This window comes from Mucilaginibacter gynuensis (assembly GCF_039541195.1).
GTDB classification, from domain to species: Bacteria; Bacteroidota; Bacteroidia; order Sphingobacteriales; family Sphingobacteriaceae; genus Mucilaginibacter; species Mucilaginibacter gynuensis.
The window spans coordinates 49,852-68,932 of the sequence record NZ_BAABFT010000016.1; the positions used below are offsets into that span (position 1 = coordinate 49,852).

Genomic DNA, 19,081 nt, shown 5'->3' on the forward strand with positions numbered 1-19,081 from the left:
CCTGTTTAATGAGAGTATCGGTGAAGCGGGCTGATGTGTCGATAATCAGGTTACAAAAAAGGGAATCAGCCCCTTATAAGAATAAAGAGACCGATTCCATTACTGTTTTGCTGTCGCGATATTAAAAAGCGGCGGCAAACTCCTGCGCGAAGCTTTCAAAATTGCGGCTGCCGAATGTGGCCGGTTTGTGGGCATCGTAATGTTGCCATAAAATGCCGCTGCGCACGGCGGTGCCCATTTCTACAAAGTTACGTGCCATTTCGGCGGGTAAACCGCCTTGTAGCATACCGTTAAGGGCTTGCTCGTCGGTAAACTCTACCCATGGCAGTTCGGGTTTGCCAATGGCCGCGCCCAATACCGCGGCGGCCTCGTTAGGAGTACGTTCATCGCTTACGAGGTAACGCACAGTATGGCCTGTAAAATCATTTTGAATTTCTTCGGCAGCTATATCGGCAATATCGGCCGGGTGCACCATTACCAGGCGGGCATCACCGGGATAATTAGCGCCGAGGATACCTTGGTGTTTGATGAGATCCACATTACCGTAAAAGTTAACGTAAAAGAACGGCGCACGCAGGTGTTTTATCGCTACATTTTCCAGCTTGCTAAAAATTTGCTCCACATCGTGCAAGCCTGCGATTGGACCTGTGCCGCCATCTAAATGCGCGCCAATGCTGCTCAGGTTAACAACGCGGGTTACACCTGCCTGTTTAATGGCTTCGGCGTAGTTTTTACCAATACCACCAACATGCTGCCTGAAATTTTCGGCATTATAGCTGGGCGGCACCATGGTATATATGGCATCGGCACCGGTAAAAGCACCGGTAAGAAAGGCCACATCGGTTATAGAACCAATTTTGGGCTTAGCGCCTAACGCCTCTATGTCGGCCGCCTTATTGGCATCGCTGCTGATGATACTAACCTGATGACCAGCTTTAATTAATTGTATGGCCAGGGGCTTGCTGATATTACCCAATGAACCTAAAAGTGTGATTTTCATGCTGATTTATTTAATTTTTATTGTCAGCAAAGCTATATTTGTACTTACTTTTATACAAGTACTTACCCTAAAGTGTGTATACTATGACGGCCATTAAAGAGAGTTCGACCCGACAGGAAAACAAACACCTGGCGTTTAAAGAATGCCCTGTAACGTATGTGATGGATAAAATAGGCGGACACTGGAAACCCATCATTTTATTTCATTTACTATCGGGCAGTAAACGCTATAGCGAATTGAAAAAGACCATACCGGCCATTACCGAAAAAATGCTGATACAGCACCTGAAACAATTGGAAGCCGATAAGTTGCTAACCCGTGAAGCACGCCCCGTAGTGCCGCCCTATGTTACTTATACGCTTACTCCATCGGGCATGGGGCTTAAACCCGTGCTGCTTGCCATGGCGGTATGGGCCATGCAGGAACGCATGGACGATCCGAAAATAACCCATAAAGATCTGGCCGGTTTTCCGGGTTGAAAATTACCCGTAATACACCAAAAAAGGCGCTGACTGCTCATCGCTGCCAACGCCTATATAAACATAACTAAACTATACTATTCGCTGCGCAGGCTTTTCACCGGGTTGGCAATGGCTGCCTTAACCGATTGAAAGCTCACTGTAAACAAGGCAATAAATGCCGATAACAAGGCGACCCAGCCAAATACCTGCCAATCAATTGCTATGCGGTAGGCAAAATCGTTAAGCCATTGGTGCATAGCATACCAGGCTAGCGGCCAGGCTATCAGGTTGGCAATTAACACCAGTTTTATAAAATGCCCCGATAGCAGCAGCACAATGTTTTGTACCGATGCGCCAAGTACTTTGCGTACCCCTATTTCCTTTATACGCTTTTCGGCCGAATAAGATGCAAGGCCCAGTAAACCAAGTGCCGAGATCAAAATGGCCAGTCCGGCGAGAATCCCTACAATTTTGCTTACCTGGTTATCGGCCTGGTATACTTCGTTAAAATGATCGTCTAAAAACTGGTATTCAAAAGGGCGGTCAGGGTAAATGCCATTCCACTTGGCTTGCATAAAGGCAATCGCTTCCTTGGCTTTACCCGGGTTTATCTTTACCGAAACTTGGCTGAAGCCCCATTCCTTTTGATTGAACATAAACATGGTTTCAATTTTATAGTGCAGCGAGTTAAAGTTGAAATTCTTTGCCACGCCGGTTATCACCCCTAACGAATCGAAACCGAAGGGCTTACCGATGAGTGATGACAGGGGTGCTTTTTTATCGTCCTTCAATAGCTCTTTAGCCAGTGCCTCATTAATAATATACTCGCGGCCCTTGCCGTTCTCGGTAAAGTTTTTTCCTTCGGCGAGTTTTATTTTATAGAGGTCAAGGTAATCGTGATCTACTACTAAACGCGTTACCGCCAGTTGCCGCTTAGGGCCATTACCGGGCTGAAACTCCACCCCCGATTGATCAAGGTGACTGCCCAGTACATCCTGCGCGGCGGTTACACCCGAAATAAGGGTATTGTTGGCCAGTTCTGATTTAAGCAGATCATACTTTCTGGAAGTAATATCATCCAGCGGAATGGTTACCACCTGCTCGCGGCTAAAACCGGGATCCTGCTGCTGCATAAACCGGAGCTGCTTTACCACAAATACGGTAGCTATCATCAAAAAGACCGCGCTGGTAAATTGCCCAACCACCAGCACATTACGTAACGATGCCTTGTTGCGGCCAACTTCTATAACGCCTTTCAGCACCTTTATGGGCTTAAACGACGACAGGAAAGCAGCAGGATAAAGGCCAGATAGCAAGCCTACCACCAGCGTTAAACCAAAGATGATCAGCAAAAATTCGGGGTGGCTAAATATGGGCAGGCTTATACTACGCTGACTAAGGTTATTGATATAAGGCAGACTGATCTCTACCAAAACAATTGCCAGCACTAAGGCAAATAAGGAGAGCAGCACGGTTTCGCCCAAAAACTGGATAGCCAGCTGAAAACGGTGCGCGCCTATCGATTTACGGATGCCTACTTCCTTAGCCCGCTCTGCTGAACGCGCGGTAGAAAGGTTCATGAAGTTAACACAGGCTATTACCAATACGATGATGGCGATAATGGCAAACAGGTTGGTTGAGCGTTTATCAAATTTCTGATAGTTCAGGTAATCCAGCCCGATATCTGACGTACCGGCGTGGATTTCTTTAAGTGGCACGTAAAACAACTCATAGTATTTCCAACCCTCATTTTTCGACATGTATTTTTTAAGATAGCCCGGCATTTTCTTTTCCAGCGAAGCTATATTGGTGCCCGGCGCCATTTCGAAATAAGTATTTAGCCAGTTACCACCCCAATTCTCCATCCATGGTTTATAAGTACTGCTAAAAGAGAACAAGCCATCAAACTGAAGCTGCGAGTTTTGCGGTACATCGGCCATTATACCGGTTACGGCGAAGCTCACGGTATCCTGCGCGTAGTGGGTAATTACCTTGCCTATCGGATCCTGATCACCAAATAGCTTTTTTGCTGTTTTTTGGGTAAGCACCACAGTGTTGGGCTTTTGCAATACGGTTTTGCGGTCGCCTTTTATCAGCGCGAAATCGAAAATATCCAGAAAGGTAGAATCAACAAACAAGGCCTGCGGCAAAAAGAGCTTTTGCGAGGCAAAGGTCATCTGGTATTTAGGATTCCACCTAACCCGGGTAAAGTTCTTTATTTCAGGGAACTCGTTTTTAAGCGTTGGTCCCATCGGGTACATGGATAAAGCCACCTTTTGCGATGATACCATGCCCGGAAACTTTTGCACTTCGCTGAGGCGATAGATGTTTTTGGTATGCAGATTATCGAAACTCTTTTCGTAAAAAACAAACAGCATGATCACTATACAGGCGGCCATACCCACGGCAAGGCCAATAATATTGATAGCCGAAAAAAACTTGTTTTTCCACAAGTTGCGCCATGCAACTTTAAAGTAGCTTTTTATCATAATTGCTTAATTTTCAGGAAATAATGTACCGATACACTTTTTGCTTACCACATATTACATGCCATGCTTTTATCTGATTGACTATCAAGTAAATAGGTTGTATTTTAATTTAGAAAATGTTCGGCTATGATATAGCTTACGTGCGGTTATGTTACAGCGAGTAATAGTACGGGATGGTTAGGCAGTCGCCGGGATATTCGATTATTACATCCGGATGAAAGGCACTAAATATTTATCGTATACTTTTACTTATATTCATCTGATTGAGATACTGCCATGTTTGCTGTTTTTAAAAAATATATCGACGATAAAATTAACCTGACTGCCGAAGACTGGGCGCTGATTGAAAGCCTGGTTGTTATTAAAAAGCTGCGCAAACACCAGTATTTATTACAAGAGGGCGATTTGTGGAAATACCATGCCTTTGTATGCGAGGGTTGCCTGCGCACCTATCGTATTGATGATAAAGGGCAGGAAAACATTATGTACTTCGCCATTGAAAACTGGTGGACCGGCGACCGTGAAAGCCTGCATTCGGGCAACCCGTCGCGCTCAAATATTGACGCGGTAGAAGACACTGTGGTATTGCTTTTTACCTATAATAACTTTGAGGCCATTAAAAATACCATCCCTGTTTTCAGGGAGCTTATTAATACTATTATAGACAGGAGTTTGGTTGCAACGCAAAACCGTGTGCATACTTCCATTAGCCAAACTGCCGAAGAACGGTACAATAGTTTCCTGGCAAACTCGCCGCATTTAGCCAACCGTGTGCCTCAGCACATGATAGCCTCCTACCTGGGCATCTCGCCCGAAACACTTAGCCGGGTGCGTAAGCAAGCGGTTAAAAAGTAATTCTGTTGATATTTGTCAAGTTTTTTGGCATCAAACATCAATGGATCGAGGAGCTTGGACTTTGCACATTTGTCTTAATAAATCACAACAAAAAATTAAGAAAATGAGCAAAGTAATTTTAATAACCGGAACAAGTACAGGCTTTGGCAAATTAATGGCTATCACCTTAGCAAACGCAGGCCATAATGTAATTGCCGGTATGCGCGGCGTTACTGCCAAAAACGCCGAAGCTGCAAAAGAACTGGGGGCCTTGCCTAATATAGAAGTAGCCGAACTTGATATAACCAGCGATAACTCAGTTAACGAAGCTATCAGCAAAACGCTCACCAAATATGGCAAAATAGACGTGTTGGTGAACAACGCGGCGGTAAGCGGCTTCGGTTTGCTGGAGGCCTATTCGTTAGATCAGATCCGCAACATGTTCGAGGTGAACTTTTACGGTGTGCTGCGTACTTACAATGCGGTGCTGCCATCAATGCGTGCCAACAAAAACGGATTGATCATCAACATTACATCGGGCGCAAGCGGCCACACCCTGCCTTTTATGATCCCTTACCTGGCCTCAAAATTCGGGGTGGAAAGTATTACCGAAGGCTTGCAGGATGAACTGAGTCAGTTTGGCATCGAGAACGTAAGCATACAACCGGGCGTTTACCCTACCGAAATGAACAACGGCAGTAAAAGCGGTATCCATGCCGATAAACCAGCCATAATTGATGAATACGGCGATACCGCTACACAACAGTTCAACGCCCTTGGCAGCGCGCTTTTCAGTAAAATGGCCGAGTTTAAAATGGATCCGCAAACCATTGCCGATGGTGTATTGGCCTTAGTAAACATGCCTAAAGGTGAACGCCCGTTACGCTACCCGCTTGATGCCGTTGCACAAGGCACGGATCAGGAATTTATTGACGCCAGGGCCACTATTAAAGCCAAATGGCTTGCAAAATATAGTAACTAAAGGCTATAAAATCAGCATAAGCAAACAAATGAGAAAACCTCTTGGAGTGATCTGAGAGGCTTTTAATATATTCCTCCGTTTACAATTATCGAGTAGGCAACTAACCCTATTATTAGTAATGAAAATAAGAAGATAGAAATATTGATGTAACGGTTTCTTTTGAACCATTCTTTGTAAGCAATGGTTGTATAAATGCTTACACCAAACAAAATAAGTATAAAGCTAAAAAACAGTAAGAGAAGATAGCCGAATCCGTTTTGCGAAATTTCAGACCCGCCAGTAATTAATTTAAACAGCAGAAAAGCAAAACTTACGGCCAAAAAGATAAAGCACTGTCTGTATATGTCAGATGGCGTTTTGTAGGTTATTGCCTGATTTTGGTTCTTATCCGTCCTTTTTTCGCTAACCTCATTGCTCCAATCATACAAACCATTGGGTTTAAATAAACCGTTTTTTAAAAAACGGTCTAAAAATTCAGCGAAATTTCGAGTCAGTATCCAGGTTTGATCTATATTCGAAATACGATAGCTGTTGTCATTTACTTCCAACTGCCATGCATTACTATATATCAAATATTCGGCTATGTAAATATTATGATCATCATTCCTGCCTTTATATTCTATCATTTCATCAAGGGGAATAATTCTAAACAGGTCTTCGTCCGATTCAAAACCATTGCAGAATAAGTAGAATTCTTTGATATCATCCGGAAGTTTAACATTAAATGTTGTTTCAAACTTATTAATAAGCTCAATGGGGGCAGCCTCATAAAGCGTTATGTCTGTTTGACCTATGTGGGTTTTTAAATAGGTGATTATTTCGGATATCGACATGTGCGATGATTAATAGGTATTGTTGCGATAAATTCAGATTTGAATTTGTAAAGTATATTGATGTTAAATCGGAAATAGATGAGCCTTAAACGAACAATTTACTTTTGCAAAAGAGTTTTTAAAGTAAGTTAACATATTGAATTATTACTTTAAGAGGTCATCTAATGATTCCTCGGGTAGAAACTCTTTTCCATTAGCAACAGCCATTAAAATTATATATACATTATCTTTTGCTTTAACAAAGCTTAAACACATTGGCTTACAATTTCCATTGTCTGTTTCACCATATAGTTCATAGCTTGAAGAATTATAGCTTATTGAAAAGTTTTTAAAACAAGAAAAGAGGCTGATTATTTTTTCGCTTTGTTTAATAAGCATTATTTGTTGGTCGCTGTTATAAGTAATAAGTGTTACCAATGCATCATCATTGAAACCACTTCGTAAATCATACTTATAAGATGGCATACTGGCAAACACCATGTTGTCTACAGAATACGCTCGTTGGTATTTTACAATTTTTGAAAGAAGTTCCCTTTCGAGAGTTTTTGTTTTAAATACATGGATATAATATTTTTTATTATAAATGTAAGTTGAGGCAGGAGCCTTATTTCGGGATATTGTAGTACCAAGTATATCTAATTTGCTGTTTGCCTTATCATTAAACAAATTGTTATATTCCGCTATGCTATTATGGTTAAATGTTGCAAAACTATGTATTACAAAATAGATAAACCATCCTCCAATCACCAAGACAATGGCAATAAACGAAAAAATCAGTATCTTCTTTTTCATAAATTCATTTGGCATAAAATAAAAATATACTTAAGCACTACTGCCAACGGGACAAGGAACGGCAACCCAAACGAGAACCAGTAACCTAATTTATAGAGCCGTACTCTAAAGGCGTCGTTATCTGTTGTATTAAAGCCGGCATCTACCGCGTAGCCCAAAGTATAAAACAGGTTGGCCACTCCCATCATAATTAAATAGCCTACCCCCTGAAAAAACATGGTGAATAGTGTTATCTCAAATTCCTCATCATGGGGCGCTATGAGCAAACTGCCTAAAATGACATACAGCACAAATGCTATTATGCCTGCTATAACTAAACCCTTGTTATAATGTAAGCGTCTTTTTTGCCACCAGTCAAGGCTGATCTGCTGCCTGTTAAGATTGTTCTGTGTAAAATTATCTGGGGTTGACATGATAAGGATAGCAGGCTTGACTAAGTATATAGGTGCTCAATAAAGGTAAAAATATTTTAATTCCTGCATTAGGAGTATATATGATAAATTAAATGTTACGATTTTTTGCCATCTATTTCTTTTTTGCTTTTAACAATAAAAGAATAAGTAAAAAGAAATTCAGAACTTTACAACACATGTAACTAAACTGAAAAACAACCAACATCCTATGAAAAAGAATAAGGTTCTGTTAGTCTGCCTGTTTGTTATAAACGCGGTTTGGGCCACGGCACAAGCCCAAAAGCTGGACGGCGTATACGTGGGGGCGCAATTGTACTCAACCCCTTACAATGGTATGCAGATAGAAAATATTGCGGTGTATTTTAGAAACGATGGCACCTATACCGATAAACTGAACATCAAAAACTGGAAAACCAATGTTACTGGTAAATACACCATTAGCAATGGTATAGTGCAGTTTACCTTTGATAAGGCTATTAAAAAGTACAAGCTAAGCGCGAACGGCAACCTCGAAAGTACATCGGGCATTAAGCATACCCTGCACAAAGTGAAAAATGTAACCACGCTGGCCGCGGCGGTTTACGAAATGAAATCGGCTTCAAATAGCGGTGGTATGGGGACGGGTATGCCTAATGTGGGCGCTTTCTCGTCCGACTATCTCTATTTCGACGGTAAGGGAAATTTCTCGACAGATCATTCGGGCGTGGTAGGTATTGGCGGCGATGTTGCAGGCGGTACCATTGGCGGCAAAACAAATACCAACAGCAAAACACGGGGTACTTATAAGCTTAGTCCGGGAGAGATCACGCTGACCTTTAGTAATGGCACCGTTAATAAGCATAGCTTTTTTTACAGTCCGCCTAACGAGGAGGATATGATCATACTGGATGGCAACTTCTACTTTCGGCAGGAGAGCGAAAAACCTGTAGCCAATATAAAGCAGCCTGTTGCTAATACAAACAAAACGCAGGGCAATGCTACAAAAGCATCAGGCGGATTGCCATCGCCGGCCTTACTGTTGAGCAAACTACGCGAAGCCTGCGGAGGAGCGGGTATAGATAAAATTACCACAGTAAAAGAAACGTCAGCTATAACGGGCAACCTGCAAGCGGTAACTTTTACGGATATTGCCGCTAATAAACTGCGCGTAGAAATAAGGCAGAATGGCAAACTATTAATGGTGAAACAACTGGAAGGCAACGACGGCTGGCAATGGGTGAACGGCGCAAAAAAACCGCTATCGCAAAGCGATAAAACCGAAATGACGCTAAGCTTGTACCAAGGCATACTGGGGTTGCATAAAAAGCTGAACAAAAATTTCCTGGCGGGAACAGTATCTGAATCAAAGGGCGATTATATGCTTACCTTTTTTGTAAATAATAACAAGCTCATTTATATGATTGGCAGCGATTATAAGCTGAAGGCCAATGCCTATACGGTTAATAACACGCCCAATTATTCGGTATACCGCGATTTTGTTGAGAAGGGCGGCATAAGTTATCCTTCGGTTACCGAATCGTCTGACGGGAAGAACACCATTACGGTAACTACCACGGCCATTGAGTTTAACCCGGCATTTACCGAAGCAAACTGGCAGGCACCATGATCAAAAAATGGTTAACACGCGGCAATATCCTGAATGCCTTATTTTTTGCCGTTATACTGATCCTCCTGTTCGTTCCCGCGGCAAAGGCCTTGCTGATACGCGGCTTAATGCAGGTGGGCTTGTTTCAGCCCGATGTGGCTGATAGCTCAACTAAAAATAGTATAGCTACCGATGTGGTATTTCACGATGTACGGGGAAGACAGTTTCACCTCGAAAGCCTGAAAGGGAAAGTGGTATTTATCAATTTTTGGGCTACCTGGTGCCCGCCTTGCCTGGCAGAAATGCCCGCCATAAATGAAATGCACACGCAACTAAAAGCCGACACCAACATTGTTGTGCTGGCAGTTGATACCGATAGCGACCTTAAAAAATCGGCAGCGTTTATGGCGAAACATCAATACAATTTGCCGGTATACGCGACCGAGAGCGCTATACCGCAAACCATGGCGGGCAGCAGCATACCAGCCACAGTGGTGATCAATAAAAAAGGACAGATCGTTTTCCGGCACGATGGCACGGCGGATTATTCTTCATCGAAATTCATCGCTTTGCTAAAACGCTTGTCGGCAGAGTAGCCACAGGTGCTGGGAAGATGATTTTTTTGTCATTTCGAACGAGGAACGAGGAGAAACTACTCTCTTGAGCGTTAGCGAAAAATCTTCTGCTTAATAAAAGTAGAGACTTACAGGGCAAAGAAGATCTCTCCCTGCGGTTCGAGATGACACGTAGTCTTCCCAATACCTGTGAGTTGAATAGCAAGTTATTAAACGGCCATTTGCGGCTGATAGCCTGCCGTAAACATATTAACAATGCTGTGGGGCGTGAGTACGGTTACTATTTTTTCTACCGGTATTTCGAGAGGTATTTTATAACCAGCTGGTGTCCATAAATGTAAGGCGCCGTTTTTAACAAGATAAGGCTCGGCTTCATGCAGCACAAAAGTACCGTCGGGCAGGTCGGCAAGTTTTGCCCTGTAGGTAATCTTCGATCTGTCGGCCGCTATCCTTTCTGAATGAATGATTTCATCTATTTTGGCAACCGGCGTTTTCGGGCTGAAGCCATACTGCGGGTTCCCTTTTAACCAAAATGATTTAAATAGTTGATGATCTTTAAACCGGCATTGAAAGCAAGGGCGGTGCCCGGCAGAAAACGCGGTAGCCTCATCCAGAAAGAAAAGCTCCGTCCAGCGGTCGGGCAGCATGATATCGCGGTGCCTGCCCCTGAAACTCAACGCGCAGGTGATCCATGCCTTCAATTTAAACGGCCGCGTAATTTGTTTATCCTCATTGTGGATCACGCCCCGGTTACCCAGCCACGCCCCGCGGGCAGTAGTACTGAATATATTTCCTTGCGGATCGACGCGGTTTTGGAAAGGCATGGTTAGTTAACAGTTAATTGATGTATTTAATCGCTATCTGATCGCTCGACCCCTAATTTCTTTGGGTATATCTACATAAGAAGGGGTTAAAACCATCCCTGGGATCCAACTATTTATACCATCCTTAATTAAATTATCATCTGTTTTTAAAAATACGGGGTCGGCTTTGAATACTTTGTAAGCAATATCTTTGTAATCCTGCATGCTAAACGTCAGGCCGTGCTTATTTACGTTTATTTTAAGTAGTTCTATAACAATACGGAGGCGCAAAACAGCATCTCCATACAAGGCTATGCCTTCTAAATGTTTTACATTCTCAAATTTGGATGCAACTCCATTTAAAATAAAGTATTTACCATGCTCCATATAAAACCAGTTGCCCTCTAATTCATTGTTGTTGTTCGAGCTATATTTTAAGTGTGGCAGGTCTTCCTTAATTAAGCTACCTTCTTTGGTACCAATAACTATACACTTTGCTTTTCCCCGTGTCGAAAGTTTTTCGCTTACCACACTTCCGAATAAAAGCTCTTTATTTTGTAGCTCGTCAAGATCCTTTATTTCATTATCAAAGGAATTGTACACAGTTACCATATGAGCGTCAAGCGTCATAAATGTTATTAAAGGAAAAGAACTACAATAAGCATACTGATAGTTTAAACCATTTAAAGTAGGAATTTTTGAAAAGGGAATAAACTGTAACGGTAACTTATAAAATGTAGTTTTGATTGGCTCCATTAAGTTAATGATATTTAGTTTTCACTCTGAAATTGTAAGAATTATGAAGAGGGATATCAATAAGATGATTAAGTTCAATCATTCGTTGTCTTCGTCAAAAATGCGAGTGTAATTTGCAAACTCGGTATCTTTTAAAGCTTGCCCAATTACATGTTTAGCCACATCAAAATCCACTACTAAGCAACAAACTTCCATCGTTCCGCTGCCGATACTGCCACCATCACAATGCCCAAGTCCCGTCCAGCCTAATACCTCATCCATTTTATCCTGAAGTCTTGTTCTTTTCTCAACATCTTCGGCAGTTCCCATTCCATCTACAGTATATTCAATTAAAAGGGTATAATGTTCGTCGGTATCAATTTGTGCGTATCCGTCTTTAAGTTTTTGATCTACTTCTTCTTGTATCTTTTTTCTAAAATTGGCTAATAAACCGGATGCGACTTCTTTGCCTTCTCCCGTTTGGCCAACAATGCCCCAATGTATTATTCCTGCCTTACTGTTCTTATCCCAGGTTTCCCAATAATGGAGCGTATCCCCAACGCGTTTATAGAGCTTTAGCATTTTAATCTTTTGTTTTAAGGTATGGTAATAGCAAAGAAAGGTAAAAAAAGTGTTTTGATCCTCAAAATAAGGAAATAGGATTGAGCCGAGGATCGGTATTATTATCGAATCATGAACTTCTATAAGAATAAGATATCTAAGTTGATATACAATTATCTTTTTTTAAATGTTGCTTTTAAATATTTAAAATTCCCGCCTTTTGTTTTATAAAGTTTCAGTTCTTCGTCATGTTGATAATCCTGAAAGCTGGGCATTAATCCTAAAACCGGGACGTCAGTATTTATGAACTTTAAGATTAATGTGTCCTCGTTTTTTATCTTCCATTTACCCCTTCCCTTTTTTTTCGATTCAATGGTACGTTCATGAAAGTTGAAAGTACTATCCTGATTCAAACCTAATTCCATAATGTAATCTTTTCCTTTTGCAACATAAATGCCAGGGATGCTTCGCTTACTTATACAAGACGCTAAGCCAGTAAGCATGTTCCGAAGATTATTCGTTTCATAATTTATTGTTTTTTAGGGTCAGATATTATTGGACGGGCAGTCTAAGGATTCGGTCAAATAAAATCTTTAACGTTTGCCATATGGATATAATGAACTATCTCATCATTCCTGCTTTGAATCCAACATTCAATATCGGGTCTGCTTTGTACAATTGTTAGAGCGGCTTGTAGTGCGTCTTCTTTGTTCGGATAAATCGTAAATACTCTTTGGGCGTTCGTAGTTGCAAAATTATATTCTTCATCAATTACAATTCCGGTATTATACATAGCCCGGGCTAAAACAACCTGACTGTCGACTAAGTTTGGAAATAGCTCAATCATTTAAACGGGTTTAAGTTTATTGTAAGATTTCAACAACTTTGGCCATGCCTAAACTACCACTTAAGTTTCTTAAATCTCTTACAATCAATAAGAGATAACATGAGTACAACTCAAAGAAATTAAAGCAATAGAACCATGCCCTTAAGAGTTAAAGGTACAAATCTGATGCTATATCAAATCCATCATTTTCTGCTTGCTGAACGCCTCGCGAATTACAACGTAGTGTCGATCCGGACAGCGACTTCCCTTTCTAAACGGTGGGATTTATCCTCAGAGAGATACTGTCAATATTTTATTTACAAAGTTTACATTAATATTTACAATACAGATTCGTCCGGCTGAAAACTATCAAGGTAGATTCGCTGAACTAATTCTGATAGATATGAAAAATAATAGCAATGTTTTGTGCAGCCTGGCTATCATGCTGGTTAGCGTAATTTATTTTCCCGTGCAGGCTCAGCAAAAAAAGGGCACTCAACGCGCTGACTTTTCCGGCGAATGGAAAGCTAAAGAGTCGATAAGTATGGGTGGGAATATTGTTTGCACCTACACAGAGGGTGATCGTATGCTATATAAATCGATGAAAATAGCACAGCAGGCAAATTTTCTAAATATAGAGGTATCTGATCCGTCTCCCCACTCAGGTCCGGCTAAAAGCCAGGAGAAGCTGGTCTTTAGCGGTAAAGCAAGCAAAATTGATCGTGCCCCTGGGTTTGGAAAGAAGTTTACTGTAAACTGGTCAGCCGATGGCCAAACTATGACTGTGAACACAATTGTACATTTGATGATCGATCAGAAACAAGAATTGGTTTACGTAACAGAGGTTTGGAAGTTAACCAATAATGGCAATTCAATTTCTGTTCAGACCAATGCAAGATCTGGCTTATTGGGTCGCGACCGTGAACGTTCCTGGACGACCGTATTCGATAAAGCCAGTTGATATTCAAAGATTTTTTATAACAGATCGAATGTGCCGAATTATGCACGCAATTTGTTACCATTTTTAAAACAAAAAAGCCTCTCAGATTTCTCTAAGAGGCTTTCATTTTACTCAGGTAGCGGGAGCAGGACTCGAACCTACGACCTTCGGGTTATGAGCCCGACGAGCTACCAACTGCTCCATCCCGCACTGTGTTTTTATATGTTGCATTCCGTCATAACTTCGGAAAGGTGCTTCCAATTAGCGAAAATGCAAATAACATCTCCGTTTTTATTGGACTGCAAAGATATAATTCGTTTCTTTGCAGTCCAAATAATATTTTTAATATTTTTTTATGAGTCATAAGGCAGGTTTTGTAAGCATAATTGGTAAACCCAACGCGGGTAAATCAACCCTCATGAATAATCTCGTGGGCGAAAAAATGTCGATCATTACGCCTAAAGCACAAACTACACGTCACCGTATATTGGGTATAGTAAATCACGAAAACTACCAGATCGTTTTTTCAGATACGCCCGGTATTATTAAGCCGCACTATGCCCTTCACGAGAGCATGATGCACCAGGTAGAAGGCTCTATTGTTGATGCCGACCTTATTTTGCTGGTTACCGATATCAACGAAAAGCATGATGAGAACGATGTGATGGAGAAGCTGCAAAACTCATCGGCCCCGCTGGTGGTGCTGATCAATAAGATAGATCAGTCGAACCCCGACGCTGTAAACGAAAAAATTGCTTACTGGCAGGAGAAGCTGAACCCTAAAGCGGTTTTCGCTATATCGGCCCTGCACATGCCAAACGCGGCAAGCCTGCTCGATTTTATTATCGAGCACCTGCCCGAGCACCCGGCTTATTATGAAAAAGACGCGCTTACCGATCGTAACGACCGTTTCTTCGCATCAGAAATGATACGCGCGCAGATCTTTAAACAATACAAAAAAGAAATTCCGTACAGTGCAGAGGTAATAGTTACCGCTTTTGTGGAGGGCGAAAAGCTGCACCGCATCAGCGCGGAGATTATTGTGGAGCGCGATTCGCAAAAGAATATATTGATAGGCGAGGCCGGCAGCATGCTTAAAATAGTGGGCAAATACGCCCGTTTGGATATGGAAGAGTTCTTTCAGCGCAAGGTGTTCCTGGAAATGTTTGTAAAAGTAATACCCGACTGGCGCAGCAAAAAAAATTACCTTAAAAAATTCGGGTACGAATAAAATCAGTTGTATGTTATAGGTTGTGAGTTGCAGGTACTCATAATTTTTTAGCATCTAACATCATAATCAAAAATGGTTGTAATTTTGCGGTAACTACTCGCAACATACAACCGCAACTTACAACAAAACAGAATGAGTAACATAGTAGCCATAGTGGGCAGGCCCAACGTAGGCAAATCAACTTTATATAACCGCTTAACCGAAACCCGCAAGGCCATCGTTGACGACTTTAGCGGCGTTACGCGCGACAGGCACTACGGCGTATCTGAATGGACCGATCATCACTTTACCGTGATTGATACCGGTGGCTATGTAGCCAACTCTGAAGATGTGTTTGAGGCCGCCATTCGCGAGCAGGTGGTTATAGCTATTGAAGAAGCCAGCGTGATCTTGTTCATGGTTGATGTAACTACTGGTGTAACCGATCTGGACGACGAAATCGCGTCGTTGCTTCGTAAAGGCAAAAAACCGGTTTTTGTAGTGGTAAATAAGGTTGATAACCACGCCTTACAGTCTGACGCTACGCTGTTTTACAGCCTTGGTTTAGGTGAGATCTACAATATTTCATCTATGACAGGTTCGGGCACCGGCGAACTGCTTGATGAGGTGGTAAAACACTTTGAAGATGAGTTTCCGGAAGAGAATGCCCTGCCTAAGTACGCCATTGTTGGTCGCCCTAACGTAGGTAAATCCTCCATTATAAACGCGCTGTTGGGTAAAGACAGGAATATTGTTACCCCGATAGCCGGTACCACCCGCGATTCTATCCACATTCGTTATAACCAATACGGTCACGATTTTATGCTGATAGACACCGCCGGTTTGCGTAAGAAAACCAAGGTGAAAGAAAACATCGAGTTCTACTCGGTGATGCGTACCATCAAAGCATTAGAAGAAGCCGATGTAGTGATACTGATGATCGATGCCGTTGAAGGTATCGAATCTCAGGATATCAACATCTTTCACCTGGCCGAAAAGAATAAAAAAGGAGTGCTGATCGTAGTAAACAAGTGGGATTTGATTGAAAAGAACAACAAAACCGTAAAGGTATTTGAAGAGCAGATCCGCCAGAAACTGGCACCATTCAGCGATGTTCCTATCGTGTTTACCTCAGTAACCGAAAAGCAGCGTGTACTAAAGGTAATTGATACCGCTAACCAAGTATACGAAAACCGCAGCCGCAAAATACCAACCTCAAAGTTGAATGATATAATGCTGCCGATCATCGAGAACTATCCGCCGCCATCAATAAAAGGTAAATACGTTAAAATTAAATACGTAACGCAAATAGCAGGTACATCACCCATGTTCGCATTCTTTTGCAACCTGCCGCAGTACGTAAAAGAACCTTACTATCGTTTCATCGAAAACAAACTCCGCGAAAACTTCGAACTATCAGGCGCCACGGTGCAAGTGTGGTTCAGGCAGAAGTAGTTTTTAGGATGATGTTTTAATGTGCATGAATTTGATGTGCAGATGAATCTGATGTGCAGATGTGCAAATTAGCAGATGTACAGATGATTTCTTGATGGTCTTTATTCTATCCCCTCCTCGGAGGGGCGAGCGTAAGCCCGAGCACTGGCGGGGTGGGTTTCTACAATTTACAAGGTTAACAATTCCAATATTTTTTTGAAAATCAAAAATAGCGGGGCGTCGGTTACGATAGCCCCGCTATTCGCTTATACTGCACAGGCATTAGGCTCGGGGCCAGTATCGCTGCTATCGGGTTTAAGCGGGGAGAAGGCTGTGCTGATTTAACAGTATACGGCATAAACCCACCCCGCCACCGCGCATTCCCCACGCTCACCCCTCCGAGGAGGGGAAAACTGCATCGCTTCATCATCTGCACATACTCATATTTGCACATCTACTAATTTGCACATCTGCACATCAAAAACATCATCTGTAACATTCCACCCTTTCGCGCGTCAAAACGATATATTAAATACTAAACTTATGCGCTACTTCCTTTGCTTTTTGTTTCCGCCGGCTGCCGTGTTAACTACAGGGCGTATTGGCGCCTTTATATTGAGTATCATACTTACCCTGTTCTTCTGGATTCCGGGTATTATACATGCCGTACTGGTAACGCAGGATTATTACGAAGCCAAACGCCACCGTCGCCTGGTTCGCGAGGTAAGGCGCGGTCACCGGTACTCGTGGTAATGCTGCGCCTGCTCACAGGCTGCAATTAAAATAGATTTTGTTGCAGCCTGATGTCGCTGGTTATGCTGAACATGCCGCCCATGGCTACATAAGGCAATATAAAGCCATTCTTATACCACAATGCGTTCGAACCATCCGAGAACGACGAACTCCGCAGGTTCTTTTTCGATAATATCTCCATGCTTTTCCATTCGCCGGTTTGCATATCAAGCGTGCCATGTATGGCCCTTATAGATGTCATTCCATCCTTGTCATTAGCTATCACATGTAGTGTGTTTTTATCGGCATAATACCCGGTTGGTACCACTATCATGGTGTAGCTGCATTGCGTTGGCATTACCTGCTGAAATTTTTGCTTAAGGTTGGTATCATAACCGTTAATAATAATACTTTGCTCAACACCCCACGCGCCAAGCTGCCCCTGTTCAAAATGCTTGTTTGATACAGCTACCAGCAAGGTGTTATTTAATTCCCTGATATAGCGCACCTCAACATTATTAAACGAACCGAATTCGGGCTTATCAACATCTTTATTAGGCTTTACAAAAGCCTTTTTAATCTCCTTGATGTGGTTCCTGTCAAAAACCTCTGATATGATCTGTTTAGTTTTTTTTGCAAAATCAAGTTTAGCTACAGCAAGCTGAATGTCCTTTTCGTAGTTCTTGTGCATAATGCTAAAGTAAACCACGTTACGGTCAGCTTCCGAAGCAATGGTTTTGATGTACCTGCCCGGCATGCTTTTATCGGCATTGGAGGGGAGGTCAATATCCTGGCTCAACACACCAGATGGTACTTTGGCGCCCGCATTATACCGGGTTACTTCAATGGTATTGTCTCCTTTAAAAACCGAAACAAAAAGATCGGCATCGTAATTACCGGCGGTTTCAATAATGGTACCATCGCCAATAACAGGCTTAAAGGTAGATGCTATATCTAAACGCTCGTTAAGTTCAAAAACCGTCAGATCTGTTGTTTTATCATAATTGGTTTTGGTGCGGCTAAACGAAAACATGGCCCGCTTCATATTGCTTTGGCGTATCACCATTCTGAAATAGGTACCATCGCCGGTATAGTAATTGGCTATGGTTTCGTAATACTCGCCTTTGCCTTCATATATTGTTTTCTCAATTTCTGATTTGCCGGTTTTGGGATCAATTAAAAAGCCTTTATAAACACCGTTAAAGCCTCTTATCTCGCCATGCTTTTCGGCCGCTATGGCTAATATTTTTCCTTTAAATTTTCCGCATGATATGGCATAACCGTTAAGGGTGGTTTTCCACAAAATGTTCATCTTGTCGTCAATAGCAACCAGGTCGAATTTTTCGTTATTGAGGTTAATTTGCATCACGCTGATGTGATCATCCCAGCTAAAGGAGTCGGCTATGCCTTTTGTGTCATCAGCAAAATCTTTGTTTACGGGTGGTTCGCTTTGCGCGGAGGTTAAAAATGGCAGAAGTGCCAGTACTGCGTAGAGTAATAGTTTTTTCATGTAATAAGGGGTTAATTACGTGCCCAAATATAACAGGCTTACAGCGATATACTGCAAGCCTGTTATATTATGTATACATTAAATTTTACTTTAGCGCGAAGGCACCGCTTCCTTAGCATTCTCCGGGAAATAACCCTGATCTATCAGGAACAATTTACCATCCTTAAAATAGTAAAAGCGAAAGCTCTCATAAAGAGGCTCTTTATAAACCTTGCGGTAGGCCGATGCTTCAACAACATTGGCGTAACGATGCTGTTTTTTAAACTGCGGTTCGCTCATGCCTAAAACAGCTTCGGGTATTTTACAGCTAACTAAAACGCACAGGGCAAGTAATAAGGGTAGTATTTTTTTCATACAAATAAGATG

At 42.1% G+C, this 19,081-nt stretch carries 22 protein-coding genes and 1 tRNA gene; 10 read left to right on the top strand and 13 right to left on the bottom strand.

The window, feature by feature from the left end; translation table 11 throughout:
* Window positions 1-121 precede the first annotated feature (121 nt).
* Window positions 122-1,000 carry an NmrA family NAD(P)-binding protein gene (locus tag ABD894_RS22555; protein ID WP_345213349.1) on the bottom strand — a complete coding sequence of 293 codons (879 nt, stop codon included), beginning with the start codon at window positions 998-1,000 and terminating at the stop codon, window positions 122-124.
* 83 nt (window positions 1,001-1,083) lie between these two features.
* Between ABD894_RS22555 and ABD894_RS22560 the strand changes: the two genes are divergently transcribed.
* Window positions 1,084-1,479 carry a winged helix-turn-helix transcriptional regulator gene (locus ABD894_RS22560; protein ID WP_345213350.1) on the top strand — a complete coding sequence of 132 codons (396 nt, stop codon included), beginning with the start codon at window positions 1,084-1,086 and terminating at the stop codon, window positions 1,477-1,479.
* 77 nt (window positions 1,480-1,556) lie between these two features.
* On the opposite strand, the gene ABD894_RS22565 is transcribed toward ABD894_RS22560, so the two are convergent.
* A complete protein-coding gene (locus ABD894_RS22565) occupies window positions 1,557-3,950 on the bottom strand; it encodes an ABC transporter permease (RefSeq protein WP_345213351.1) in 2,394 nt (797 codons plus the stop codon).
* A 276-nt stretch (window positions 3,951-4,226) separates the two neighbouring features.
* On the opposite strand from ABD894_RS22565, the gene ABD894_RS22570 reads away from it, so the two are divergent.
* Both ABD894_RS22570 and ABD894_RS22575 read left to right on the top strand, forming a co-directional pair.
* Window positions 4,227-4,805: a Crp/Fnr family transcriptional regulator gene (locus tag ABD894_RS22570; RefSeq protein WP_345213352.1), complete on the top strand. Its 579-nt coding sequence runs from the start codon at window positions 4,227-4,229 to the stop codon at window positions 4,803-4,805.
* A 103-nt stretch (window positions 4,806-4,908) separates the two neighbouring features.
* Window positions 4,909-5,766 carry an SDR family oxidoreductase gene (locus tag ABD894_RS22575; protein WP_345213353.1) on the top strand — a complete coding sequence of 286 codons (858 nt, stop codon included), beginning with the start codon at window positions 4,909-4,911 and terminating at the stop codon, window positions 5,764-5,766.
* 62 nt (window positions 5,767-5,828) lie between these two features.
* Here ABD894_RS22575 and ABD894_RS22580 read toward each other — a convergent pair whose 3' ends face one another.
* The 3 genes from ABD894_RS22580 to ABD894_RS22590 all read right to left on the bottom strand — a co-directional run bounded on the left by ABD894_RS22580 (window position 5,829) and on the right by ABD894_RS22590 (window position 7,804).
* Window positions 5,829-6,599, bottom strand: a complete 771-nt coding sequence (locus ABD894_RS22580; protein ID WP_345213354.1) for an SMI1/KNR4 family protein — start codon at window positions 6,597-6,599, stop codon at window positions 5,829-5,831.
* 144 nt (window positions 6,600-6,743) lie between these two features.
* On the bottom strand, window positions 6,744-7,391 hold the full coding sequence (locus ABD894_RS22585; protein ID WP_345213355.1) for a hypothetical protein: 648 nt from the start codon (window positions 7,389-7,391) through the stop codon (window positions 6,744-6,746).
* Window positions 7,388-7,804, bottom strand: a complete 417-nt coding sequence (locus ABD894_RS22590; RefSeq protein ID WP_345213356.1) for a hypothetical protein — start codon at window positions 7,802-7,804, stop codon at window positions 7,388-7,390. The genes ABD894_RS22585 and ABD894_RS22590 overlap by 4 nt, the downstream gene beginning before the upstream one ends.
* A gap of 208 nt (window positions 7,805-8,012) precedes the next feature.
* Here ABD894_RS22590 and ABD894_RS22595 point away from each other — a divergent pair, with 208 nt between their 5' ends.
* Both ABD894_RS22595 and ABD894_RS22600 read left to right on the top strand, forming a co-directional pair.
* Complete coding sequence (locus ABD894_RS22595; protein WP_345213357.1) at window positions 8,013-9,410, top strand: hypothetical protein; 1,398 nt, start codon at window positions 8,013-8,015, stop codon at window positions 9,408-9,410.
* The gene (locus ABD894_RS22600) at window positions 9,407-9,985 is read left to right on the top strand and encodes a TlpA family protein disulfide reductase (RefSeq protein WP_345213358.1); all 579 of its coding nucleotides are present in this window, start codon (window positions 9,407-9,409) and stop codon (window positions 9,983-9,985) included. Before ABD894_RS22595 ends, ABD894_RS22600 begins: the two co-directional genes overlap by 4 nt.
* A gap of 188 nt (window positions 9,986-10,173) precedes the next feature.
* On the opposite strand, the gene ABD894_RS22605 is transcribed toward ABD894_RS22600, so the two are convergent.
* The 5 genes from ABD894_RS22605 to ABD894_RS22625 all read right to left on the bottom strand — a co-directional run bounded on the left by ABD894_RS22605 (window position 10,174) and on the right by ABD894_RS22625 (window position 12,910).
* The gene (locus ABD894_RS22605) at window positions 10,174-10,788 is read right to left on the bottom strand and encodes a hypothetical protein (protein WP_345213359.1); all 615 of its coding nucleotides are present in this window, start codon (window positions 10,786-10,788) and stop codon (window positions 10,174-10,176) included.
* 33 nt (window positions 10,789-10,821) lie between these two features.
* Complete coding sequence (locus ABD894_RS22610) at window positions 10,822-11,523, bottom strand: hypothetical protein (protein WP_345213360.1); 702 nt, start codon at window positions 11,521-11,523, stop codon at window positions 10,822-10,824.
* Between the two features lie 78 nt (window positions 11,524-11,601).
* Entirely contained in the window at window positions 11,602-12,084 is a 483-nt protein-coding gene (locus ABD894_RS22615; RefSeq protein ID WP_345213361.1) for a hypothetical protein, read from the bottom strand.
* A 152-nt stretch (window positions 12,085-12,236) separates the two neighbouring features.
* A complete protein-coding gene (locus ABD894_RS22620; RefSeq protein ID WP_345213362.1) occupies window positions 12,237-12,566 on the bottom strand; it encodes a hypothetical protein in 330 nt (109 codons plus the stop codon).
* A 77-nt stretch (window positions 12,567-12,643) separates the two neighbouring features.
* Window positions 12,644-12,910, bottom strand: a complete 267-nt coding sequence (locus ABD894_RS22625; RefSeq protein WP_345213363.1) for a hypothetical protein — start codon at window positions 12,908-12,910, stop codon at window positions 12,644-12,646.
* Window positions 12,911-13,292: 382 nt separating this feature from the next.
* Between ABD894_RS22625 and ABD894_RS22630 the strand changes: the two genes are divergently transcribed.
* Entirely contained in the window at window positions 13,293-13,850 is a 558-nt protein-coding gene (locus ABD894_RS22630; protein ID WP_345213364.1) for a hypothetical protein, read from the top strand.
* Between the two features lie 116 nt (window positions 13,851-13,966).
* Here the strand turns inward: ABD894_RS22630 and ABD894_RS22635 are convergent.
* A tRNA-Met gene (locus ABD894_RS22635) sits at window positions 13,967-14,039 on the bottom strand.
* 145 nt (window positions 14,040-14,184) lie between these two features.
* Here ABD894_RS22635 and era point away from each other — a divergent pair.
* The 4 genes from era (at window position 14,185) to ABD894_RS22655 (ending at window position 17,226) form a co-directional block, all read left to right on the top strand.
* Entirely contained in the window at window positions 14,185-15,060 is an 876-nt protein-coding gene (era, locus tag ABD894_RS22640; protein ID WP_345213365.1) for a GTPase Era, read from the top strand.
* Between the two features lie 132 nt (window positions 15,061-15,192).
* Window positions 15,193-16,494, top strand: coding sequence for a ribosome biogenesis GTPase Der (gene der, locus ABD894_RS22645; RefSeq protein ID WP_345213366.1), 1,302 nt, complete (start codon window positions 15,193-15,195; stop codon window positions 16,492-16,494).
* A 195-nt stretch (window positions 16,495-16,689) separates the two neighbouring features.
* Window positions 16,690-16,818, top strand: coding sequence for a hypothetical protein (locus tag ABD894_RS22650; protein WP_345213367.1), 129 nt, complete (start codon window positions 16,690-16,692; stop codon window positions 16,816-16,818).
* A gap of 198 nt (window positions 16,819-17,016) precedes the next feature.
* Window positions 17,017-17,226 carry a YqaE/Pmp3 family membrane protein gene (locus tag ABD894_RS22655; RefSeq protein WP_345213368.1) on the top strand — a complete coding sequence of 70 codons (210 nt, stop codon included), beginning with the start codon at window positions 17,017-17,019 and terminating at the stop codon, window positions 17,224-17,226.
* Between the two features lie 25 nt (window positions 17,227-17,251).
* On the opposite strand, the gene ABD894_RS22660 is transcribed toward ABD894_RS22655, so the two are convergent.
* Together ABD894_RS22660 and ABD894_RS22665 are read right to left on the bottom strand one after the other, a co-directional pair.
* On the bottom strand, window positions 17,252-18,715 hold the full coding sequence (locus ABD894_RS22660; RefSeq protein WP_345213369.1) for a hypothetical protein: 1,464 nt from the start codon (window positions 18,713-18,715) through the stop codon (window positions 17,252-17,254).
* A gap of 90 nt (window positions 18,716-18,805) precedes the next feature.
* Window positions 18,806-19,069: a hypothetical protein gene (locus tag ABD894_RS22665; RefSeq protein WP_345213370.1), complete on the bottom strand. Its 264-nt coding sequence runs from the start codon at window positions 19,067-19,069 to the stop codon at window positions 18,806-18,808.
* Window positions 19,070-19,081: the final 12 nt, after the last annotated feature.